The 20,578-nt window shown below is 44.1% G+C and carries 13 protein-coding genes; 3 read left to right on the forward strand and 10 right to left on the reverse strand.

The annotated features are described in order from the left end of the window. Positions 1 to 19: 19 nt before the first annotated feature. Together serA and ilvB are read right to left on the reverse strand one after the other, a co-directional pair. Positions 20 to 1,597, reverse strand: a complete 1,578-nt coding sequence (serA, locus tag IM475_RS02855; protein ID WP_287726619.1) for a phosphoglycerate dehydrogenase — start codon at positions 1,595 to 1,597, stop codon at positions 20 to 22. Positions 1,598 to 2,096: 499 nt separating this feature from the next. Further along, positions 2,097 to 3,950, reverse strand: a complete 1,854-nt coding sequence (gene ilvB / locus IM475_RS02860) for a biosynthetic-type acetolactate synthase large subunit (protein WP_287726620.1) — start codon at positions 3,948 to 3,950, stop codon at positions 2,097 to 2,099. A gap of 247 nt (positions 3,951 to 4,197) precedes the next feature. Here ilvB and bioD point away from each other — a divergent pair, with 247 nt between their 5' ends. Continuing rightward, complete coding sequence (gene bioD, locus IM475_RS02865; protein ID WP_002763308.1) at positions 4,198 to 4,872, forward strand: dethiobiotin synthase; 675 nt, start codon at positions 4,198 to 4,200, stop codon at positions 4,870 to 4,872. A gap of 56 nt (positions 4,873 to 4,928) precedes the next feature. Here bioD and IM475_RS02870 read toward each other — a convergent pair whose 3' ends face one another. The 8 genes from IM475_RS02870 to trmD all read right to left on the reverse strand — a co-directional run bounded on the left by IM475_RS02870 (position 4,929) and on the right by trmD (position 16,509). Then, on the reverse strand, positions 4,929 to 8,741 hold the full coding sequence (locus IM475_RS02870; protein ID WP_287726621.1) for a class I SAM-dependent DNA methyltransferase: 3,813 nt from the start codon (positions 8,739 to 8,741) through the stop codon (positions 4,929 to 4,931). A 173-nt stretch (positions 8,742 to 8,914) separates the two neighbouring features. Further along, entirely contained in the window at positions 8,915 to 9,658 is a 744-nt protein-coding gene (locus IM475_RS02875) for a DUF1995 family protein (protein WP_287726622.1), read from the reverse strand. A 352-nt stretch (positions 9,659 to 10,010) separates the two neighbouring features. Beyond that, the gene (locus tag IM475_RS02880) at positions 10,011 to 10,283 is read right to left on the reverse strand and encodes a hypothetical protein (protein ID WP_002804170.1); all 273 of its coding nucleotides are present in this window, start codon (positions 10,281 to 10,283) and stop codon (positions 10,011 to 10,013) included. Between the two features lie 5 nt (positions 10,284 to 10,288). Then, positions 10,289 to 10,996: a hypothetical protein gene (locus tag IM475_RS02885; protein WP_287726642.1), complete on the reverse strand. Its 708-nt coding sequence runs from the start codon at positions 10,994 to 10,996 to the stop codon at positions 10,289 to 10,291. 122 nt (positions 10,997 to 11,118) lie between these two features. Continuing rightward, complete coding sequence (locus IM475_RS02890) at positions 11,119 to 12,864, reverse strand: diflavin flavoprotein (protein WP_287726623.1); 1,746 nt, start codon at positions 12,862 to 12,864, stop codon at positions 11,119 to 11,121. 51 nt (positions 12,865 to 12,915) lie between these two features. Next, positions 12,916 to 13,416: a phosphate-starvation-inducible PsiE family protein gene (locus tag IM475_RS02895; protein WP_287657987.1), complete on the reverse strand. Its 501-nt coding sequence runs from the start codon at positions 13,414 to 13,416 to the stop codon at positions 12,916 to 12,918. A 142-nt stretch (positions 13,417 to 13,558) separates the two neighbouring features. Beyond that, the gene (locus tag IM475_RS02900; protein WP_287726624.1) at positions 13,559 to 15,283 is read right to left on the reverse strand and encodes a diflavin flavoprotein; all 1,725 of its coding nucleotides are present in this window, start codon (positions 15,281 to 15,283) and stop codon (positions 13,559 to 13,561) included. Positions 15,284 to 15,813: 530 nt separating this feature from the next. Next, positions 15,814 to 16,509, reverse strand: coding sequence for a tRNA (guanosine(37)-N1)-methyltransferase TrmD (trmD, locus tag IM475_RS02905; protein WP_287726625.1), 696 nt, complete (start codon positions 16,507 to 16,509; stop codon positions 15,814 to 15,816). Positions 16,510 to 16,882: 373 nt separating this feature from the next. Here trmD and IM475_RS02910 point away from each other — a divergent pair, with 373 nt between their 5' ends. Beyond that, a complete protein-coding gene (locus IM475_RS02910) occupies positions 16,883 to 17,737 on the forward strand; it encodes a cyanophycinase (protein WP_287658041.1) in 855 nt (284 codons plus the stop codon). A 107-nt stretch (positions 17,738 to 17,844) separates the two neighbouring features. Next, positions 17,845 to 20,478, forward strand: a complete 2,634-nt coding sequence (gene cphA / locus IM475_RS02915) for a cyanophycin synthetase (protein WP_287726626.1) — start codon at positions 17,845 to 17,847, stop codon at positions 20,476 to 20,478. Positions 20,479 to 20,578: the final 100 nt, after the last annotated feature.

A 20,578-nucleotide genomic window follows, 5' to 3' on the forward strand; every position in this document is an offset into this window, starting at 1 on the left:
AACTGATAACTGATTTAATCTAGAGTTTCACTGTGTAAGCATCGCGGATACCGGGGACTTTAATAATTTCCGAGAGAAGACCTTCCGGTAGAGGATCATCGAGACTCAGGGCCATAACTGCATCACCGCGAATAATTTTGCGTCCTACCTGCATACTGGCGATATTGACATTAAAACTGCCTAAAAGTGCGCCAATTTTGCCGATAATACCGGGCATATCTTGGTGAAGGGTGAATAGCATATGATTGCTCGGTGGCACGTTAATGGGGAACTCATCGAGGTCAGTAATGCGGATTTCTCCGTTACTTAACAGCGCTCCGGTGACGGAATGGGTCCCCATAGAACCATTAGCTTCCAAATGAATCGATCCCGAATAGTCGCGGGTGGAAGCATCCCGGGTTTCGATTACCCGGATACCGCGTTCCTTAGCTTCGATCGCCGCATTAACATAGTTTACCCGTTCTCGGAGGGCTTGGGACAGTAAACCCTTAATGGCCGCCACCACCAGAGGTTGACTGTCTTTAGTGGCCAATTCTCCCTGTAAACGGACATTTAACGAGTCACAGCGACCTCCTGCCAACTGACTGACAAGATTACCCATAGTTTCCGCTAATTGCAGGTAAGGGCGCAGTTTTTCCATAACATCGGGAGTTAGTCCGGGGATATTAACGGCTGAACGCGCTGGCAAACCGAGGAGGACATCGCGAATTTGTTCGGCCACATCAATAGCCACATTAACCTGTGCTTCCGTAGTCGATGCGCCTAGGTGGGGAGTGAGGATGACGTTAGATAATTCTCTTAATCTAGATTCGCCTAAAGGTTCCTGTTCAAATACATCCAAGGCTGCCCCGGCGATTCTACCGGATTCGAGGGCTTCAATTAAAGCCAACTCGTCGATAATGCCGCCTCGGGAACAGTTAATGATGCGGACCGTGGGTTTCATCTTAGCGATGGTTTCCCGACCGATAAGATGCTGGGTTTCGGGAGTTTTCGGGACGTGGAGGGTGATAAAATCGGACTCAGCAAAGAGTAGTTCCAGATCCACCAGGGTGCAACCGAGTTGATCGGCGCGTTCTTTGGAAATAAAGGGATCGTAGGCGAGAATTTTCATGCCTAGGGATCTAGCCACTTTGGCGACGTGGGAGCCAATTTTCCCTAAACCGACGACTCCTAGGTTCTTTTTATAAACTTCTGTGCCGATAAAGCGATTTCTTTCCCATTTATTCGCTTTTACCGACTGATTAGCATCGGGAATATGACGGGAGAGGGATAACATCATGGCCAAGGCGTGTTCGGCAGCGGCGATCGTGTTACCTTCGGGAGAGTTAACGACAATAATCCCCTGACGAGTGGCCGCGGGAACATCGATATTATCGACTCCTACCCCCGCGCGGCCGATAATTTGCAGTTTGCTGCCCGCTTCGACGATTTCTTTGGTGACGCGGGTACTGGAACGGAGCATCAGTGCGTCGTATTCGGGGATAATTTGAATGATTTCCTCGGCGGATAGTCCTGTTTTCACGTCCACTTGGGCAACCTGTGACAGAATTTCTACTCCTACCGGATCGATCGAATCGGATACCAGAACTTTGGCCATAATCTTTATAACGTGCTTTTTTCAGTCTACGGGCAAATGCTAGACCAATATTGGTATCTAGCCGCAATAGCCCATTTTAGAAGCAAAGGGTGCAGTCTATGGCAAAATTAGCGAAAAGATTTTAGGTTGTTATTCTTAATTGTCGTCCATGGGGTTGATGTCAGCCTCTTGCCGTTGTCACTGAGATATTGCTAATTTAATCACGGTGGCGATCGAGTTTTCCGCTTCTTTTTCTCAAGCCTTTTTCTAGGGCTGTCATTGCTTCTATTTGAAAATTTCTAAGTAGCTGGTTATGATTAAATTAAAAATGGATTTTAGGTTCGATCCCCCCTGCCCCCCTTGATAAGGGGGGTGCCGATAGGCGGGGGTATCCCCCTTAATAACGAGGCATCTGATAATTTTTAACGCCTACCTACTTATGATGTTCACATAGTAGAGAAAAAGCCAAAAACCTCCGTTAAGGATAACGGAGGCTAGATAATTAATTAACAATTTTCGGCTACAATTTCGCCCCACATTCAGGACAGAATTTATTATTCCAACTGTTAACCGCGCCACAACTGGGACAATTGTGCATTTCACAACCCCCGGTGACAATTTTCGGTAAACCAATCATACGGGCATTACTTTGGCCGGGGGCAACCATGGGATAACAATTTTCGTCCTTAGTCACGATCGCATTGACTAAAACCGGACCATCATGGGCCAACATTTCGGCAATTTTTGCGGCTAATTCCTCTCGATGGCGAATAGTAATCCCTTTAATGCCGTAAGCTTGGGCTAACAGTTCCACATTTGGCATTCCCGCTTCCATATTGGAATTAGAATAACGTTCCCCATAGAAAGCTTCTTGCCATTGACGTACCATACCCTGCCAACCATTATTAATAATAATCGTCTTGGCATGAATATTAAATTGGGTTAGGGTGGCCAATTCCTGTAGATTCATTTGGAAACTGGAATCACCACTAATACAGATGACCTCCTCATCGGGAATCGCCACCTTTACCCCCATCGCAGCAGGTAAACCGAAACCCATCGTCCCCAATCCCGCGCTAGAAATCCAACGTCGGGGTCCATTTTTGAGGAATTGGGCCGCCCACATCTGATGCTGGCCCACATCGGTAGTATAGTAGGCGTGGGGTGCTTGACGACCCACCTCAACGATCACTTCTTGGGGGGAAAGTCTGCCTTCCGGTTGAGGTACTTGCAGGGGATAATCTTGGCGCCAGCGCTCGATCTGGGCTAACCAGGCTTGGGTGCGATCGCAATTAGTGGGATAATCAAATTCTCTGGCTTTTTGGAGTATTTGTTCTAAAACTACCCGCACATCCCCGACAATCGGCACGTCAGGGGCGCGATTTTTGCCCACTTCGGCGGGGTCGATGTCCACATGGATTACCTTAGCTTTTGAGGCGAATTCGTCCAATTTCCCGGTTACTCGGTCATCAAAACGAGCGCCGACGGCAATTAATAAATCACACCCGGTCACGGCAAAATTAGCGTAGGCGGTGCCGTGCATTCCTAACATTCCCACCGAGAGGGGATGATGTTCATCAAAAGCACCGATCCCCATTAACGTGGTGGTGACGGGTAACTGAAAACGCTCGGCAAACTCGGCAATTTGGGCGTGGGCATTCGCTGCAATCGCGCCTCCGCCAACGTAAAGTAAGGGTTTTTCGGCGGTTTCCAAGAGGTGCAAAGCGGCCTCGATTTGACGGCGATTACCCTTAACCGTGGGACGATAACCGGTTAGTTTCACATCTCCCGGTTCGACGGGGATATAATCGCATAGTTCTAAACCGACATCTTTGGGAATATCGACTAAAACCGGTCCCGGTCGTCCTGTACTGGCGATATGGAAGGCCTCAGCGACGATTCTCGCTACTTCCCGGGCATTTCTAGCCACATAGGAATGTTTAACAATCGGGAGAGTAATACCATAAATATCGGTTTCTTGGAAAGCATCGGAACCGATGGCCGCCCGGCTGACCTGACCGGTGATAATTACCATCGGGATGGAGTCCATGTGTGCGTTAGCGATGCCTGTCACCAAATTGGTCGCCCCGGGGCCGGAAGTACCGAAACAGACTCCCACTTTGCCGGTGGCCCTAGCGTAGGCATCGGCGGCATGGGCGGCCGCTTGTTCGTGGCGCACTAAAATATGTTGTAATTCTCCCCGCTCTTCAAAGCGGTAGAGTTCGTCATAGATGGGCAGGATCGCACCTCCGGGATAACCGAAGATGTGCTTAACACCATGACGTTTGAGACTGTCCATCAAGGCATAAGCACCAGAACAACGCTGGGGAACCGTTGTTAAAGAGTTATTGGGCTTGGGAAGTGATGAAACCACAGGGCAAACCGTCCAATTTCTAACTAGAGGGATAATTGCAATTCTGTTGCCTAGGATGCAACTTGAAAAATAGCAAAATTGATAACCTTATACTTTTAGTGTATTCCATCTCACCTTTTTGGCTGCAGTTTTTTTTCTTTTTGCATCTTACCCATGCAATATCTGGGGAAGTGGGAAGTGGGGTGATGGGGGATAAGATGATAAATATTGGTGATTTTACCTGATCTTGACTGAGCCTGGGAGTTTTATGAATAGTCTTTTGATTGCGGCTACGGATACCGATGCGGGTAAAACCGTTGTCACCACTGCTTTAGTGGCTTATTGGCAAAAATACTATCCATCCAAGGCCTTGGGGCTGATGAAATTAATGCAAACGGGTCAAGGCGATCGAGAATGGTATGAGGGCTTATTTCAGGGTCAATTAGAAATGATTACACCGCTGCAATATCAGGCACCCTTAGCGCCTCCTGTGGCTGCTGATTTGGAAGGTCGAGATATTCCTTTGGGGACAGTGTGGCAAGCTCTGCTGAACCTACAAAAAAGCCAAGATTTGGTTTTAATTGAGGGTTTGGGGGGTTTAGGTTGTCCTGTCACCCACGAGCTAACTTTGGCGGATTTAGCGGCTCAATGGCGGTTAAAAACGCTTTTGGTGGTGCCGGTGAAATTGGGGGCGATTTCCCAAACGGTGGCTAATATTGCCCTAGCAGAGCAGAAAAAGGTCAATTTGGGCGGAATTATCCTTAATTGTCTTGAACCGCGCACGGAGACGGAAATAGAGCAGTTAACACCGATCGATTTAATTCAATCCTTGACTAATTGTCCGGTTTTAGGTGTTTTTCCCTTTATCGAAGATCGTCGGGATTTGGATAAATTGGCCTCGGTGGTAGCTAGTTGGCCGGAAATTAAGCTGTCAAGCATTTAAATTGCTTGTTGAGACGAGGCAAAAGGCACAAGGCAAGAGGTAAAAGGGAGAATAAATTAGGGGAAGTCCAGATATTCTTGTTCTGTTAGGGCAAATTCTGGATCAATGATTTTTACTTCATTATAGGTGAGTTGGTAGAGTTTGTAAACTAAGTGATCGATCTGCTTTTCTAATTCGCTTGTGTTAGCGTTAGGATCGTCTTTTTTAGCATCAAGACATTTTTGTACAAGTTTTTCTATTGCTGTGCGTTGTGATTCAGTTGCATTAGGAATCGGGAAATCTTTCATGAATATAGAACTTGGCTCATAAAAGTCACCTTGTAATTTTGATAATAGATTTTTAAACAAGAACATAACCACATTAGAGTTAAGGACTGCTAGTAAAACCTTATCGCTAGAAGAAATAATAAATGCCTTTTGATTAGTATAATAACCTAATTCATCCCATGCAAATTCATTTCGTTTGCAAATATTTGGATAAATAATTTTAGGTTGTTCAAATTCTTGCCAGTAACTAGCAGCATATCTTTGTAAAGCATACCACTCATATCTGATTCCTGTTTCTGCTTTGTTTCTACCTGATAATTGTTCTTTGAATTGGCAAAGGTGATTATAAACAGCAGGATATTGTTTTTGAAATTCTTCTTCTGCTTTCACTGAAGCACCAACTATAGTATTATCTTCATGTAGTGGAAAATGCCAAGGAATAAATAATAACCATAAATCAGGATTGTTTACTAGCCATCGTTTAACATCTCTCCCTCTTAAAAATGGCTTCAAAACGTCCTCCGAGGAAGGATGCTCATTAATTAATCTGTCGCGGGTTGCGCGATCAATTACAAAAGCTTCATTAAATCCTGTCTTAATTCCATAGTAAAATCTACCTTCCACATATTCAACCAAAGGCTGACCCGCATTACGCAACTTAGCTAATAAATCCAAAATTTGCGAAGACTCTAAACGCCAACCATCAGGCTTTAAATTTTCTTGAGCAATTATTAACCGATCTTGCTCTAATACTGTTGCAAACCGTGAAATATCTTGTTTTTTCGTTTCATCCCAGGATAAAGCTTGTAATTGATTATTTTTAGATTTATTTTTGCTTAAAGTGATAATACTTGGATAAGCTATAGCCTCTTCAAAAACAGGGAAATCACCAAAATCAATTAAATTGTAAATTGTGGTTGAATCTCCCAGAAGTTGACGCAACTTTTCACCATAACCTGCGCGAAAATATTTATTAGAGGAAATATAAGTTAAATGACCTTTAGGCTTTAACAGGTTTAAACCCAACTCATAAAAATAAACAAACAAATCAGCAACACCCGTATAACATTGATAAGATTTTTGTAAAGTTAGTTTTAATTCCTTAATTTCTTCCTGACGAATATAGGGAGGATTACCAATGACAACATCAAACCCAACAAAATCACCGTCATCATTCAACACTTCGGGAAACTCAAACCTCCATTCTAAAGCATTATTATACAGCTTACCGCTTTCAATATCTGCAATTTCAGCAGTTAGCTTATCAATCTCATTATTTAACTTAGTTACTTTTTTCTCCCGCGCTTTTTGCTCCGTCTTAGTCTCCTCAAACAATAAACCCTGATTTTCCAGATTATAAAGTTCCCCTTGTAATTGACGTAACTTCACCTTCTTAGGATCACTAATTAATAAATTAGCACTAAAACCCGCCTTAATCTTAGCAATCAGCGTTTCCATCTGCCGCTTTTGTTCCTTATTTTCCGCATTGCGATAAGTCTGTACCGCATTGCGATATTCCTCAATACTAAACTTCTGCTTCTGTAAAACCTGTTTAACATCCACATCCAAAGCAAAGCGACTAATCAAAGAATTACCACACTTGATATTAATATCAATATTTGGCAAAGTTTCTAAATTGCCATCCTCGCGATAATAAGCATTTTTTAAAAGCTCAATCCATAAACGCAAGCGACAAATCGTCACGGAATTAGGGTTAATATCCACCCCAAATAAACACCCTTCAATAATCGTCTGTTTCTCATGAAATAAGGCTTGCTGTACCCGTTGCTTTTCTTTATTATTCGGATGATAAGCAAATAAAGTCCCCTCATCATCGTAAACCAATAACTTATCGTTTCGCACCTCTACCCGATAATCTTTTAGCGACTTACCCGAAGTATCTAATAAAACCCTTAACTCACTCTTAATCGCGATTATCTCATTCAAAGCTGAAACTAAAAAATGTCCCGAACCCACCGCCGGATCGCAAATCTTCAGGCTATTAATAATAACATTTGCCTCTCTTTTGTCCTCAATTCGTTCATATAAATTATCCAAACTTTGACAATTCCAGCCTTTTACTTCATTAAACTTCTGCACGATCGCTCTTCGTATCGTTTCCCGACACATATACATGGTAATAAAACTCGGCGTATAAAAAGAACCGTCCTTATAACCATTAATCTTCTCAAAAATTAACCCCAGCACCGAAGCATTAATTAACTTTTCGCTATCTTCTTGAGGATTTTCTAACTCATCTCGATCGAATTTATAAGCATCCAAAAACTCAAACAAATAAGCCAACGTATTTAACTCACCTACTCGCTTATTACCCTGATTATCTTTTAGCACCGTCGCTGTAAAAATGGGTAAAGTTCGCTCCCGCAAATTGCCAATAAAAATCGTTTGCTGTTCCGTCTCCGTTGGTTCAAATAGCGAACTATTTAAATAAGGTACATGAGCAAAAGTCGTTTTAACCTTAGCCTCGCGCTTATTTGTCTCCCTAGCTAACACATCAAAAAACAAACTATCGAGATCATCATAACTGGGAACTTTCGCCAAGTTGAGAAAAGCAAAATCTCGATCGCCTTGATGATATTTAATTAATTGCGCCTCCAATAGTTTGAGAAACAAAACCCGATTAATCCAATTAATTGATAACCGCAACGCCACATTAAAAAGCCGGTCTTCATTCGTAGTTCCAAACTCTTCAGGATTTTTTAATTGTGCAATTTTATCCAAACTATCCAACCGACTAATCGCATTTTCAATCAGGGAACCATCACAGCGATCGCCTTCTTTCATTTGTCCGATTAACTTCTTCCCTTTTTCCTTAACTTCCGTCAAACCGATAATATACAAAAGCTCATTATAAAAAGGCTTATTTAAAGTATTGCTGTCATTAACAAAAGGTAACTTAAGTAAATGTTCTGGCGAAAGAATCTTGTAAATATCAAGCAAATCTAAATTTTCCAGATCTCGCAGATCAAAATGAGTAAACTTAATTTGCTCAATAACTTTAGTGATCGCCGGTTCGGCAATTTGTTGATAGAAAAAATCCGTTTTCGTACTACTCAGTCTCCCTGCTTCAAAATCGCAAAACTGGTTAACTAGAGCCTTATTAGCAAAAAACAACTCCTCAAAAATCTTCGCATCGAAAATAAACCACTCATAAATATTTGTCACGATCAAGTGTTTAATATTAAGATTTTTATCCGTCACCCTTTCGCGGAGAAAATATAAAACTAACTGCTGAAAAGCCTTAGTATTGAGATGATCCAGTCTTGGCATTTCTGCATTTATTGTCCGAGTAGGTTTCTTAGTCTCAAAAATGACCCCCACTGGACTTTTAACATCCTGATTATTATGAATCACCAGATCAATGCGCTCTTTTGTATTGATAAAATAGCGATCGGTATAATAGGTATTTTTTAAAAAATCTATCAGCAAATTTTTATTAAACTCTTCCGACTTTTTGCTGTCACATTGCTCCAACAAGCGCGTTAAATTAGCTTGAAAAACCTGAATTGTTTCAGTATCAGGCTTGATTTTCAAGTACATCCGATTTAAGGTTTGCTTAAGTTCTCGCTTATTGACGATCATAAAAGTTTACCTCTAGGGAAACTACCGATTAATTTTATTATAGCATTGCCAAATGATCGGTTAAAATAAAAGAACAAAAGTTGCAATCGAGGTCAATCTGTCGAAGCAAGGAATTTCTAACAGCAATGGGGAAATAATCCCCCGTCACAGCGTAGCTTAACGGGGGGAGTATGTCACTGTTGTAATGCTTTTAAGAAGCGTCCCATAGTGGCAAATAAACCGGACTTTTTGGCTTTATTAGCAGGATTAGAACTATCATTAGGATTATTACTAGAAGCTTTCAGAATCAGATTTTCTAAAGCTTCGCCCATGGGTTTAGTGGATTGTTCGGAAATTAACTCGTAACCGTCTTCTTTTTCGAGCCAAACTTGCCACAAGGAAGGATAGGAACGATACACGATCGCTGATTCCAAGGGACGAAAATAATAACAACTTTCTAGGATACTTAAAAATCTTTCTCGCAATTGTCGGGCTGCGTAACCGATACCCACTACCGATACATCTTCCAATTGAGGAATTAGAAGAACTACGGGGCGATCTTCGGCCAAGTTACAGAGTTTTTCTACGGAATTAATCTCCACCGAGGAGGGACAAACAACTAAAAAAGCTTCATCTTCGGGCTTAATTTTGTTTTCGATGGGAATAAAACGACTACCTAAATCTCCCAGTTGAAAAACTGTTTCTCCCCAATCCCGTCGAGCTAACATGGCGGCCCCGGTATCGGGAAAAATTACCCTTAAACCAGAACCATAACTGTCAAAAATAGATGTAAAATCAAGGGCTAAAGCTTGTGCTTGTAGAGCAATTTCTGGGATAACTAATTCCACTTGTATGCGTCTAGCTCCCGATTCTAGAGCCAGTTGAGTGGCGGCTTTCGCTTGCAGGATCGTTTCTTCTAGGGAATTGGGTAGGGTCATTTCAGTTATCAGTTATCAGTTATCAGTTATCAGTGAGCAGTTATCAGTGACTACCTCTGGTCGTCGGTGGCTTAAAATCAGAAAGATTTTAATTTTTATAAAAGGTAGGGTTGATTCATGAATGAACCCTACGTCCTGTAGGGGCGAAGCATTCGGGCAATAACCTATCGGTGAAACCGTAGATTTTCTATCCGAATGCTTCGCCCGTACTTTTTGCCGCAAACCCTACTTAAGTTTAGATGAAGTATGACGATATCTGGCATCATCCCCAGCATTAAGATAAATCCTATAAAATACCTTTAGTTTTTAAGAAGAAAGTCGGTAATCAGCAGAAAAGGTGAGGAGAGAAAGCTTAGGAAAGTTGATAAGAGCCGTGACGTTGGGCATAATAATCGAGAATTGCTGTCACCAGAGCGCGATCGCTTTCCTGAAAAGTCTCGGTATAGTTAATTTCTAGACTACCGATCTGACTTTGATGATAATCGAATTGTTGGAACTGCTGGGGAGTGAGATGGGTTTCCACACCTTGAACCTGTTGTAAATGGCTGGCTAACTCTCGATAGATAGCCAAGGGCATTTGGGGATAAATAATGGTTTGTTTTTGTTGAATAGCAATCGATCGCACGGGTTTTATTCTCCTGATTCGGAAACATTATAGCTGATCGAGGCTTGCGGTGCGGCGGCGGGTTCAGGGACACCATCCCCTAAGCGACGGGTAATAGTTCGACCGCTTTGTTGTAGAACAATATAGGGGTTATCGGGATCGGTGTTGATCGCTTTAACTAAAATTAAACCATTAGAGAGGGTAGAACCGGGGATAACTCGACGTTCCGTGGCTTCTCCGGGGGCTTTCACGATCGCCATAGGGGTGGTAGGTAGCCGGAGAATGCCCGATACTTGCACTTCTTCCGCTTCCGTCGGTTGCGGTGGTGGTGGCGGCACTTTCACTATCGGTTGTCCGGGGGTGGGAGGATTGCCCATTGCTGCGGGTCCGGCTGTGGTAGCTGATGAAGTACCAGCCGGGGGTTCTTCCGCCACTGTGATTGTAATATTTGGTTGTAGGTCTAAGGGGGCAAAGGGATCCCTACGACCGCGATTAATTTCTGCCCGTTTTTGGTCGGGATCGGTGGCGGGAATCAATCCAGGTACTTTTGGCGTAGTTGGTTCGGTAGCCGGTTGCCCAGGATTGCTAAAGGCGGGTGGTTGGGCAGCCGGGGGACTGGGGGTGGGGGTTTTTTGGGTGAGCGGTGGGGATTGATTCGCTTGGTTAGAAGCTGGACATCCCACCAACAATAAAGCGACACTCCCCACCGATAGGACTAGCGGCAATTTTTTCATGGGGAAACTAAAGACAAAATGGCCCAGTCGGACAGCCTTAGATAATAACATAACCTATGTTTCCCAGAAATCTAGGCTGATGATAGGGGGAAAGTCAGGAATTTTGCGCCGCTAGTCCAGTTTTAGTACTGACTACCGGATTTACGATGACCGATGGCGGTGACACCGTTACTATCCAAAACTTGACCCCGCTCGACGGTGGCATAGACTAACCAGCGATCGCCGCAGAGTTGTCGCTCTTTGACCGTACACTCTAGATAGGCGAGACTTTCGCTTAAAATCAGACAGCCATTTTCCCCGACTTGGGTTTCTAATCCTGTAAAGACATCGCCGCCAGATTTGATGCGATTGGAAAAATGACGGCGTAAATTGCGCCCTTCCTTGAGAATATTCAAGATAAAGGCGGTTCCTGAGTTAATTAGGCGGTCGGCGGCTTGTTCGTCAGCAACGGCGATAATTAGCCCCGGGGGGTTAAAACTGGCTTGGGATACCCAAGAGGTCAAGAAACCAGCATGATCCTCCCCCTGACGAGTGGTGAGAACAGAAAGGGAACCGACGATCCGACCAACGGCCTGGGCAGTGCGATCGATTTGTGTTTCGGTCATTCCCTGTTGGGGAACCCGCAATTTTTTGGTTTTTTTCAAGGTCTGGGCGAAGGTTTCTCCGGCTAAATAACCTGCTTGTAAACAGCTTTCTGTGGGGCTAAAACGCACGCGCAAGGATTCAAAACCGAGGCGATAATTGGCATCTTTGAGTTTAGTTTCAATTAAATCTACAGCTTCTCCACTCCAACCGTAGGAACCAAAAACCCCGGCTAATTTAGTTTTTGCTGCCGTGGAAAGAACGATTCCTAAAGCGGTTTGGATCTGGGTAGGAGCGTGACCAGCTAAGGTGGGAGAACCGATAATAAATCCGTCACAATTTTCGATCGCTTGACTAATTTCGGCAGGAGTGGCAAACTCACAATTTATTGATTCTACGGCCAGATCATTTTCTAATAATCCTCGTTCGATCGAGCGGGCGAGGGTGGCAGTATTTCCGTAGGCAGAAGCATATAATAAAGCCACTTGTGGGGGTCGAGTTTTTTGTTCTTGACACCAATAGCGATAATCGTGGGCAAGACGACTAAGACTATAACGAATTATCGGACCGTGGGCGGGTGCATAATATTGGGCGGGAAATTCTTTAATTTTGTCGAGGGCTGTTTCTACCGCTTTGGATTGCACAGCATGGAGACAATCAAAATAATAACGACGATCTGCGTCTAATTCTTTCCAATTTTTATCCCAAATATCGTCACTGCACAGATGCACACTAAAGAATTTATCGCTGTATAAAATTTGAGTTTTTTTGTCAAAAGTGCAGATAGCATCAGGCCAGCGGGGGGTAGGGACATTAATAAAACTGAGTTGATGACCTTGCCCTAAATCAAGGCTTTCATCGGTTCGTATGCCCAAAATTTGGGCATCGGGAAAGGCATTTTTCAGGGTATTGACGGCAGATTTAGAACAGAGGATGCTGATTTGATGGGTTTCGGCTAATAATGCCTTTAAAGTGACGATACGATTGGGATTAACGTGACTGAGAATCAGATAATCGAGACGATGTAAGGGGACATATTGACGAATTTCTTCTAAATAAATTTCGGTGAAGGATTCTCCGGGGGGATCGATTAAGGCGGTTTTATCGCCCCGGATAAGATAGGAATTCGCGGTGGTTCCCCGTTGACGAGCATATTCTATTTCAAATTTTAATCTTTCCCAAGTACGCGAGCGAAAAACCCACGTTTGCTCGGCAATTTCGGCGGTTTGAACATCGCGGGGGCGATTATTAATAGCAGGATTGGGAATTAAGGTAGTATTGGTCATAGTTGTTAATTTGGTTGTTAGTTGTACTGATAACTGATAACTGATAACTGATTAAATTTTGCTGTTTATTTCAGTTAATTCTTTAACTAAATGTTGACGATAACGTTCAGAAACTTTTTGTTCAGGATCGATACCTTCAAAGGTGGGAGGAAGCCAAACTCTTAACACCATTAATGTCCCGAGAACTATTAGAAAAGCACAGGCGGCTAATACTTGTGTCCAATGAGTTTCTAGGACTCCTCTGACAATTAATTCTCGCAAAACCGAGACGATAGAAACTTCCACGGCAACACCGATAGAAACTCGTTTTTCTTGCAAATAAATAATCAACAATCGGAACAATTCTACTAGAATTAAGAGGAATAAAATATCGGCGGTAATAATCCGAAATTGAATCGGTGGCAGCAGCGACATAAACATTTCTCTGACTTCTAACACCATGAAGCTAAATAAACCGATACAGAGAGAAATGACGATTAAATCTTGAATCATTTCTAAGACTTGCACTACTCGTACCATCATTGGGGAAGGGTTTTTAATTGGTTCGTACATTTTATTTCTCCTAAGATTGATAGAATTGGATGTTAGGGAATTATGAATTATGAATTATCAATTATGAATTGGGGAGCTTTTTTCAGTTATCAGTGAGCAGTCAACAGTAATCAGTGAACTGATAACTGATAACTGATAACTGTTAATAATGATTGCCAACTTTGCGATGATGGACAGCAGTTAAGACATCTAAACGGGCAACTCGTCCACTATTAACGGTACAATAAACTACCCAATGATCGCCGCAATCTAAACGACTGGTGACTTCACATTCTATGTAAGCTAAGGCATCGGCTAAAATTGGTGATCCATTATTGGCAGTATAGGTTTTAATTCCTTCAAAACGATTAGCACCGGGAGAGAAACGCTTGAGGAAATGTTTCATTAATTTCTGGTAATTATCCTCAGCCAAAACATTTAAAACAAAGGTATCGCTAGGCTGTAAAAATGATACCATTGCCCGATCTTTGGCCACTGCAATCGCCACACCTAAAGGATTTAAACTTGCTTGTGTCACCCAAGAGGCAATCATGGCACTGGATAAATCGGCTTTTTGGGAAGTAATTAGATACAATCCGGTACTAATACGGCCTAAAGCCTTTTCTAAGTCGTTGTTAATCGACTTAATTTGTTTAATCGTTTTTTCTCGGCTTAACCATTGACCGAGGTCGGTTCCTGCTTCATCGGCAATAAAATCGAGGGATTGATTGGTATTATCTTTAACTAAAAGAGGAGGAAAAGCTTCGATCGCCCCGATTTCCTGTAATTTATTTCTTAAGGGAAAAATTGGTTCATCTTCCCCACCTCCTGACTCAAATAATCCTACCGCTTGTTTGCCATTAATTGAAGCAATAATCGTGCTTAAAATCGTCTGGTTAATCGGGGAAGATTGGGGAGGCATTCCGATGATAACTCCCTTAGATTGATTGATCAATTCTCTGACTTCGTGGGGATCAGCATTATTCATATCGACTAATTCTGTCACCACATCAGTTTTAGTCAAACCCTGACTAATCATAGTAGCTAAATGTTCACTTTGTCCGTAATCTTGGGTAAAGAATATAGCCACTAAAGTATCGGCAGAAGTTTGTTCTTGACTCCACGCTTGATAGCGTCCCACCCAATCAGAAATATGGTGTTTTAATAGGGGGCCGTGACCAGTGGCAATGAGATTAATTTCAAATTTCTCGATTCTTTTAATTGCCCCTAAAACTGAACGAGCATTCGGTCGCATCAGACAGTCATAATAGGTTTGAAAATCGGCTTCTAGCAGGTCTTTTTCTCGATCATAGGTTTGATCATCGCAAAAGTGCATTCCGAAGGCATCACAGGTAAAAAGGGTGGCAGTTTTAGCATCAAAAGTGAAGATAGTATCAGGCCAATGAAGATTAGGGGCCGCAACAAATTCTAAAACATGGCCATTACCTAAATCTAAAGTATCACCACTTTTAACTATTAACTGTTTAAAGGGTCTGTGTACCATGTTTTCCAGGAATTGCATGGCAACTTTTGCCCCCACCACGGTAACTTCTGGGACTAATTCTAAAACTTCTTTGACTAAACCACTGTGGTCGGGTTCGGTGTGACTGATAATTAAATAATCAAGATGATTGATGTTGATTAGTTTAGTTAATTCATCCAGATAAAGGCGATCGAATTTGCGGTGAGATGTATCAATGAGAGCGGTTTTTTCCCCTTGAATAACAAAAGAGTTATAAGTGGTACCGTTTTCTAAACCAAATTCGATATCAAAGCGATCGCGGTCCCAATCCAAACAGCGCAGGGTAAAGGTATTTTCAGCGATTTCTTGGATTTGTGTGGTTAAACGGCTGGTTTTAGCGGGTTTTGGGGTGATTAAAGCAACCATAATTTCTATCTCCCACAGGATTTGATGCGGAACTGCATTTGCTTAATTCCTATGGTGACTTGCTTTCAGGGATTTGTAAAATACCAATTACTCAAGTAAATGATTAGTTAGATTTATATAACTTTTTCTCTATGGTTGCGGAGATTAAACCCCGACCAGCTAGAGAACTGGAATTTTTTGGCAAGAGCAGATAGACTAAATCTAGAGACTGGGAACGAAAAAGAGACCTAAAATGCCGCAAGTGGATTGGAAACCTTGCCATCAAAGCCTGGAAACCTGAAGAGAAGAGGCACTAACAGCGGGGCATCCACGAACAAGAGAAAGATTAATGGCCTTGCAGGAAATCTCTGAGAGCCATTATTGCGATTAGAAGAAAAGCTCACTGATTACTTGCCATTTTACAGAATATCAATCTGTTTCCTATACGATCCGTCGTTCCTTTACCGGTGATTTTGATTTTTAAGTACCCTCTCCCCACTTCCCACTTCCCAATTCATCATTCATCATTCCCACGCGAGCATTTTTGGGGATTAATCCCCTTCCTCTAGCCATTTTTGCCAGAGATCCGGACGACGTTCCTTGGTGCGATCGAGTTGTTGTTGATAGCGCCAATCAGCGATATCCTGATGATTACCCGATCGCAAAACTGGCGGCACTTGCCAACCGCGAAAGACCGGCGGCCGGGTATATTGGGGATAATCCAATAAACCCGCCTCAAAACTCTCCAATTTCAACGATTCCGCCTTACCCACCGTCCCGGGTAACAACCGCGTCACCCCGTTAATAATCGCTAAAGCAGGAATTTCCCCACAAGTTAGGATAAAATCCCCTAAAGATACCTCTCTAGTCACCAAATGCTCACAAACCCGCTCATCTACCCCTTCATAATGCCCACAGATGAGAATTAACTGCTGATAACTACTAGCCCAAGTTTTCAGTAAAGCTTGATTGAGAGGTTCCCCCTGGGGAGTCATCAGCACGATCTCCCGGGGTGGTAGAGTTTCTAAAGACTCGATCGCCTCAAAAATTGGCTCTGGTTTTAATAACATTCCCACACCACCACCGTAGGGTTCATCATCGACGCGACGGTGTTTATCGTGGGCAAAATCCCGGAGATTGACCAAATTTACCCTAGCGATGTCGCGTTCGAGAGCTTTTGCCAACAACCCCGACTGCAGCGGTGAAGTAAAAAAATCGGGAAAGAGAGTGATAATGTCAAACTGCACGGGGAAAATTAAGGTCTAGACTGGGATAGTGTTTAATGTATCATTTTGTCACGGTTCGATCGGTTAAAATCTTGCTAATTTTGCGCTAGTCTATCTCGATAACATGATAGACTATGCTGTACTGTCTAGGGGTTTTGCTGGCTCTAGCTTGAGTGATCGAAGTCTAGCCTAGACTTAAAGTTAACTAACAGTCCGTCATTGCCAGTGGATCGAAGAAAATTGCTAAAATCGCCTCTACTATTGCTTGATGTCCCGAAAAATATTCCTAAACCGCATTTTTTTCCGTCAACCGTTCAGGGAAAATAACATCAAGATACCTGTACATCTTCCCGAAAAACCTTCCATCCCTAAAAATGTCTATTCGTTCAGTGACATGATCATCGAGCTAGAAACCCAACACCACCAAAATCCTACCCCCGTATCTCTCAAAACGGCGATTTTAGTCATTGGAGGTGCCGAGGATAAAGTCCACGGTAAAGAGATACTGCACACCTTTTGGAATCGCGCTGGGGGTAGCGAAGCAGTGATCGCTATTGTTCCCTCCGCTTCCAGAGAACCGGTTTTAATCGGCGATCGCTATCAGAAGATTTTTGAGGAAATGGGGGCAAAATACGTCAAAGTTATCGATATTCGCGATCGCGTGCAGGGAGAAGACCCCCAATTCCAGGCCTACATCGAAGAGTGTACAGGTGTATTTATGACCGGAGGCGACCAGCTGCGTTTATGCGGTTTGCTCTCCGATACTCCCCTGATGGAAAGAATCAGACAAAGAGTGCAACAGGGAGAACTAACCCTGGCCGGAACTAGCGCCGGGGCCGCCGTTATGGGTCATCACATGATTGCTGGGGGCAGCAGTGGGGAAGCACCTAATCGGGCCCTAGTGGATATGGCCATGGGATTAGGTCTCATTCCTGAAGTTATTGTCGATCAACACTTCCACAATCGCAACCGCATGGCTCGGTTAATGAGCGCTATCTCCGGTTATCCCGAACGTTTAGGAATTGGCATCGATGAGGATACCTGCGCTATGTTTGAACGGGATGGCACGATGACGGTAATCGGCTGCGGTACAGTAACGGTAATTGATGCCAGGGAAATGTCCCACACCAACCACCATCACGTCACCGCCAACGAACCCCTGAGTCTGCATAATCTGCGGGTACATATTCTTTCCTACGGTGATGGCTATCATCTCAAAAAACAGCAAGTGATCGCTAAATTGGGGTAAAAAAACTCCTGAAAAACTGTTCATAGTGAACAGTTTACCGATCTCGGAAAACCAGACAATAAACAACGGCTTCTTTGTGCTTCTCAACAGCAAACATCAGCTATATCATGAAAATTCTCAGAACCCAAACCCTGCGCGGTCCCAACTACTGGAGTATTCGTCGCGACAAGCTCATTGTTATGCGTCTAGATCTCGAAGATCTCGCAGAGAAGCCATCGAATGAAATCCCTGGCTTTTACGAGGGATTAATCGATGTTCTCCCCAGTTTAGTCGAACATTACTGCTCCCCCGGTTATCGCGGCGGTTTCTTTGAACGAGTCCGCACTGGTACTTATATGGGCCATATTATCGAACATATCGCCCTAGAATTGCAGGAATTGGCGGGAACTCCCGTCGGGTTTGGTCGCACTAGAGCCACCTCCACCCCCGGAGTCTATAACGTGGTATTTGAGTACGTTGACGAGCAAGCGGGACGTTATGCGGGTCGGGCTGCCGTGCGTTTGTGTCAATCGATTGTCGATACGGGAACCTATCCTCAGCAAGAATTGTCCCAAGATTTAGCCGATTTACGCGATTTATGCAATAATGCCGCCCTCGGTCCGAGTACAGAAACCATCGTCAAAGAAGCACAAGCTAGAAATATCCCCTGGTTACTCCTGAGCGCTCGTGCCATGGTGCAATTGGGCTATGGCGTTCACCAAAAGCGCATTCAAGCCACTTTAAGCAGTTTTTCGGGGATTTTAGCCGTTGAGTTGGCCTGTGACAAGGAAGGCACAAAAACTATCCTCAAGGATGGTGGCATTCCCGTCCCCCGGGGTACGGTGATTCAATACTTGGATGAGTTGTCAGCGGCAATCGAGGAAGTGGGAGGGTTTCCCATCGTGATTAAACCCCTCGATGGCAACCACGGCCGGGGCATCAGCATCGATGTTAAAACTCAACAGGAAGCAGAGGAAGCTTATGATCTAGCCAGTGCCGCCTCGAAAACCCGCAGCGTGATCGTAGAAAGGTATTATAAAGGCAGTGATCACCGAATTTTAGTCATAAATGGTAAAGTCGCCGCCGTGGCCGAACGGATTCCCGCTCACGTCGTCGGTGATGGGCGCTCAACTGTAGAAGAATTAATCGAAATTACTAATCAAGATCCCAACCGGGGTGACGGTCATGCCAACGTTTTAACTAAAATAACTATTGACAAAACCGCCCTTAATGTGCTAGAGAAACAGGGCTATGAATTAACCAGCATTTTAGCCCACGGAGAGATCGCCTATCTGCGGGCCACGGCTAATTTAAGCACCGGCGGCATCGCCGTGGATCGTACCGACGAAATTCACCCCGAAAACGTCTGGATCGCCCAAAGAGTGGCAAAATTAATCGGTTTAGACATTGCCGGGATCGATGTGGTGACAGAGGATATCCGCAAACCCCTGAAAGAAGTGGACGGGGTAATCGTAGAAGTCAACGCCGCTCCCGGTTTTCGGATGCACGTTGCCCCTAGTCGCGGTTTACCCCGCAATATCGCCGCTCCAGTTATCGATATGTTATTCCCCCCCGGTACTCCCAGTCGCGTGCCAATTCTGGCGATTACGGGAACTAACGGCAAAACCACCACTAGCCGCTTAATTTCTCATATTTGCCGACAAACGGGGAAAGTAGTCGGATTTACCACGACGGACGGCGTATATATCGATGATTATCTGGTAGAAAAGGGCGATAACACCGGTCCCTACAGTGCCAGTATGATTTTGAAGGATCCCACGGTGGAGATTGCCGTATTAGAAACGGCCCGGGGTGGTATCCTGCGATCGGGTTTAGCTTTTAATCAGTGCGATGTGGGGGTGGTGTTAAATGTGGCCGCCGACCATTTGGGTATCGGCGATATCGACACCATCGAACAGATGGCGAAGGTAAAAAGCGTTGTGGCCGAGGTGGTTAGCGCCGAGGGTTACGCGGTTTTAAATGCCGATGACCCCTTGACCGCTAGTATGGCCGAAAAAGTCAAGGGAAGAGTCGCTTATTTTTCCATGAGTCCCGATAACCCGATTATTCACGACCATATCCGTCGCGGTGGCATGGCCGCCATCTATGAGAATGGCTATCTGTCGATTCTAGAGGGAGAATGGACGCTGAGAATCGAGGAAGCGGTCAATATTCCCGTGACTATGCAGGGAATGGCTCCTTTTATGATTGCTAACGCCCTGGCCGCCTGTTTAGCCACTTTTGTGCATGGTATCGATATCGAGTTAATTCGCCAAGGGGTGCGGACTTTTAAACCTTCCGTGGCCCAGACCCCCGGCAGGATGAACCTGTTTGACTTGGGACACCATCACGCTTTAATCGATTATGCCCATAATCCCGCCGGATACGAAGCCGTCGGCGGTTTTGTCGGCAATTGGTCCGGGGAAAAAGTCGGCGTGGTCGGCGGACCTGGCGATCGACGGGATGATGATTTAATTTTATTAGGGAAATTATCGGCGCTTATGTTCGATCGAATTATTGTTAAGGAAGATAACGATACTCGCGGTCGCCGCCGGGGGGAAGTGGCCGATTTAATTCTCCGGGGAATTAGCGAAGAAAATGGCAGTTTGCGTCCGGAAGTTATTCTCGATGAAACGGAAGCTTTAGAGAAGGCTTTAAGCACGGTTTCTGAGGGTGGTTTAGTGGTAATTTTCCCCGAAAGTGTCACCCAGGCGATCGATTTGATCGAGAAACATCGACCCCTGACCGATAATCAGGGTTAAAAGTTGGGATATTCTGCCTATAGAGTCACTTCTAGCCCGATGGTCTGTTCCCCTCTCTAGGCAATCGTTGATCTACAATGATTATTGTAGGCTTTCATCG

The sequence above is a fragment of the Microcystis sp. M061S2 genome (assembly GCF_020245605.1).
In the GTDB taxonomy this organism is placed as follows: domain Bacteria; phylum Cyanobacteriota; class Cyanobacteriia; order Cyanobacteriales; family Microcystaceae; genus Microcystis.

Bases quoted from the DNA above. Each gene is read 5' to 3' on its own strand.
- serA (WP_287726619.1), bottom strand. From the start codon at position 1,597: ATGGCCAAAGTTCTGGTATCCGATTCGATCGATCCGGTAGGAGTAGAA.
- bioD (WP_002763308.1), top strand. From the start codon at position 4,198: ATGAATAGTCTTTTGATTGCGGCTACGGATACCGATGCGGGTAAAACC.
- IM475_RS02870 (WP_287726621.1), bottom strand. From the start codon at position 8,741: ATGATCGTCAATAAGCGAGAACTTAAGCAAACCTTAAATCGGATGTAC.
- IM475_RS02875 (WP_287726622.1), bottom strand. From the start codon at position 9,658: ATGACCCTACCCAATTCCCTAGAAGAAACGATCCTGCAAGCGAAAGCC.
- IM475_RS02885 (WP_287726642.1), bottom strand. From the start codon at position 10,996: ATGAAAAAATTGCCGCTAGTCCTATCGGTGGGGAGTGTCGCTTTATTG.
- IM475_RS02890 (WP_287726623.1), bottom strand. From the start codon at position 12,864: ATGACCAATACTACCTTAATTCCCAATCCTGCTATTAATAATCGCCCC.
- IM475_RS02895 (WP_287657987.1), bottom strand. From the start codon at position 13,416: ATGTACGAACCAATTAAAAACCCTTCCCCAATGATGGTACGAGTAGTG.
- IM475_RS02900 (WP_287726624.1), bottom strand. From the start codon at position 15,283: ATGGTTGCTTTAATCACCCCAAAACCCGCTAAAACCAGCCGTTTAACC.
- IM475_RS02910 (WP_287658041.1), top strand. From the start codon at position 16,883: ATGATCATCGAGCTAGAAACCCAACACCACCAAAATCCTACCCCCGTA.
- cphA (WP_287726626.1), top strand. From the start codon at position 17,845: ATGAAAATTCTCAGAACCCAAACCCTGCGCGGTCCCAACTACTGGAGT.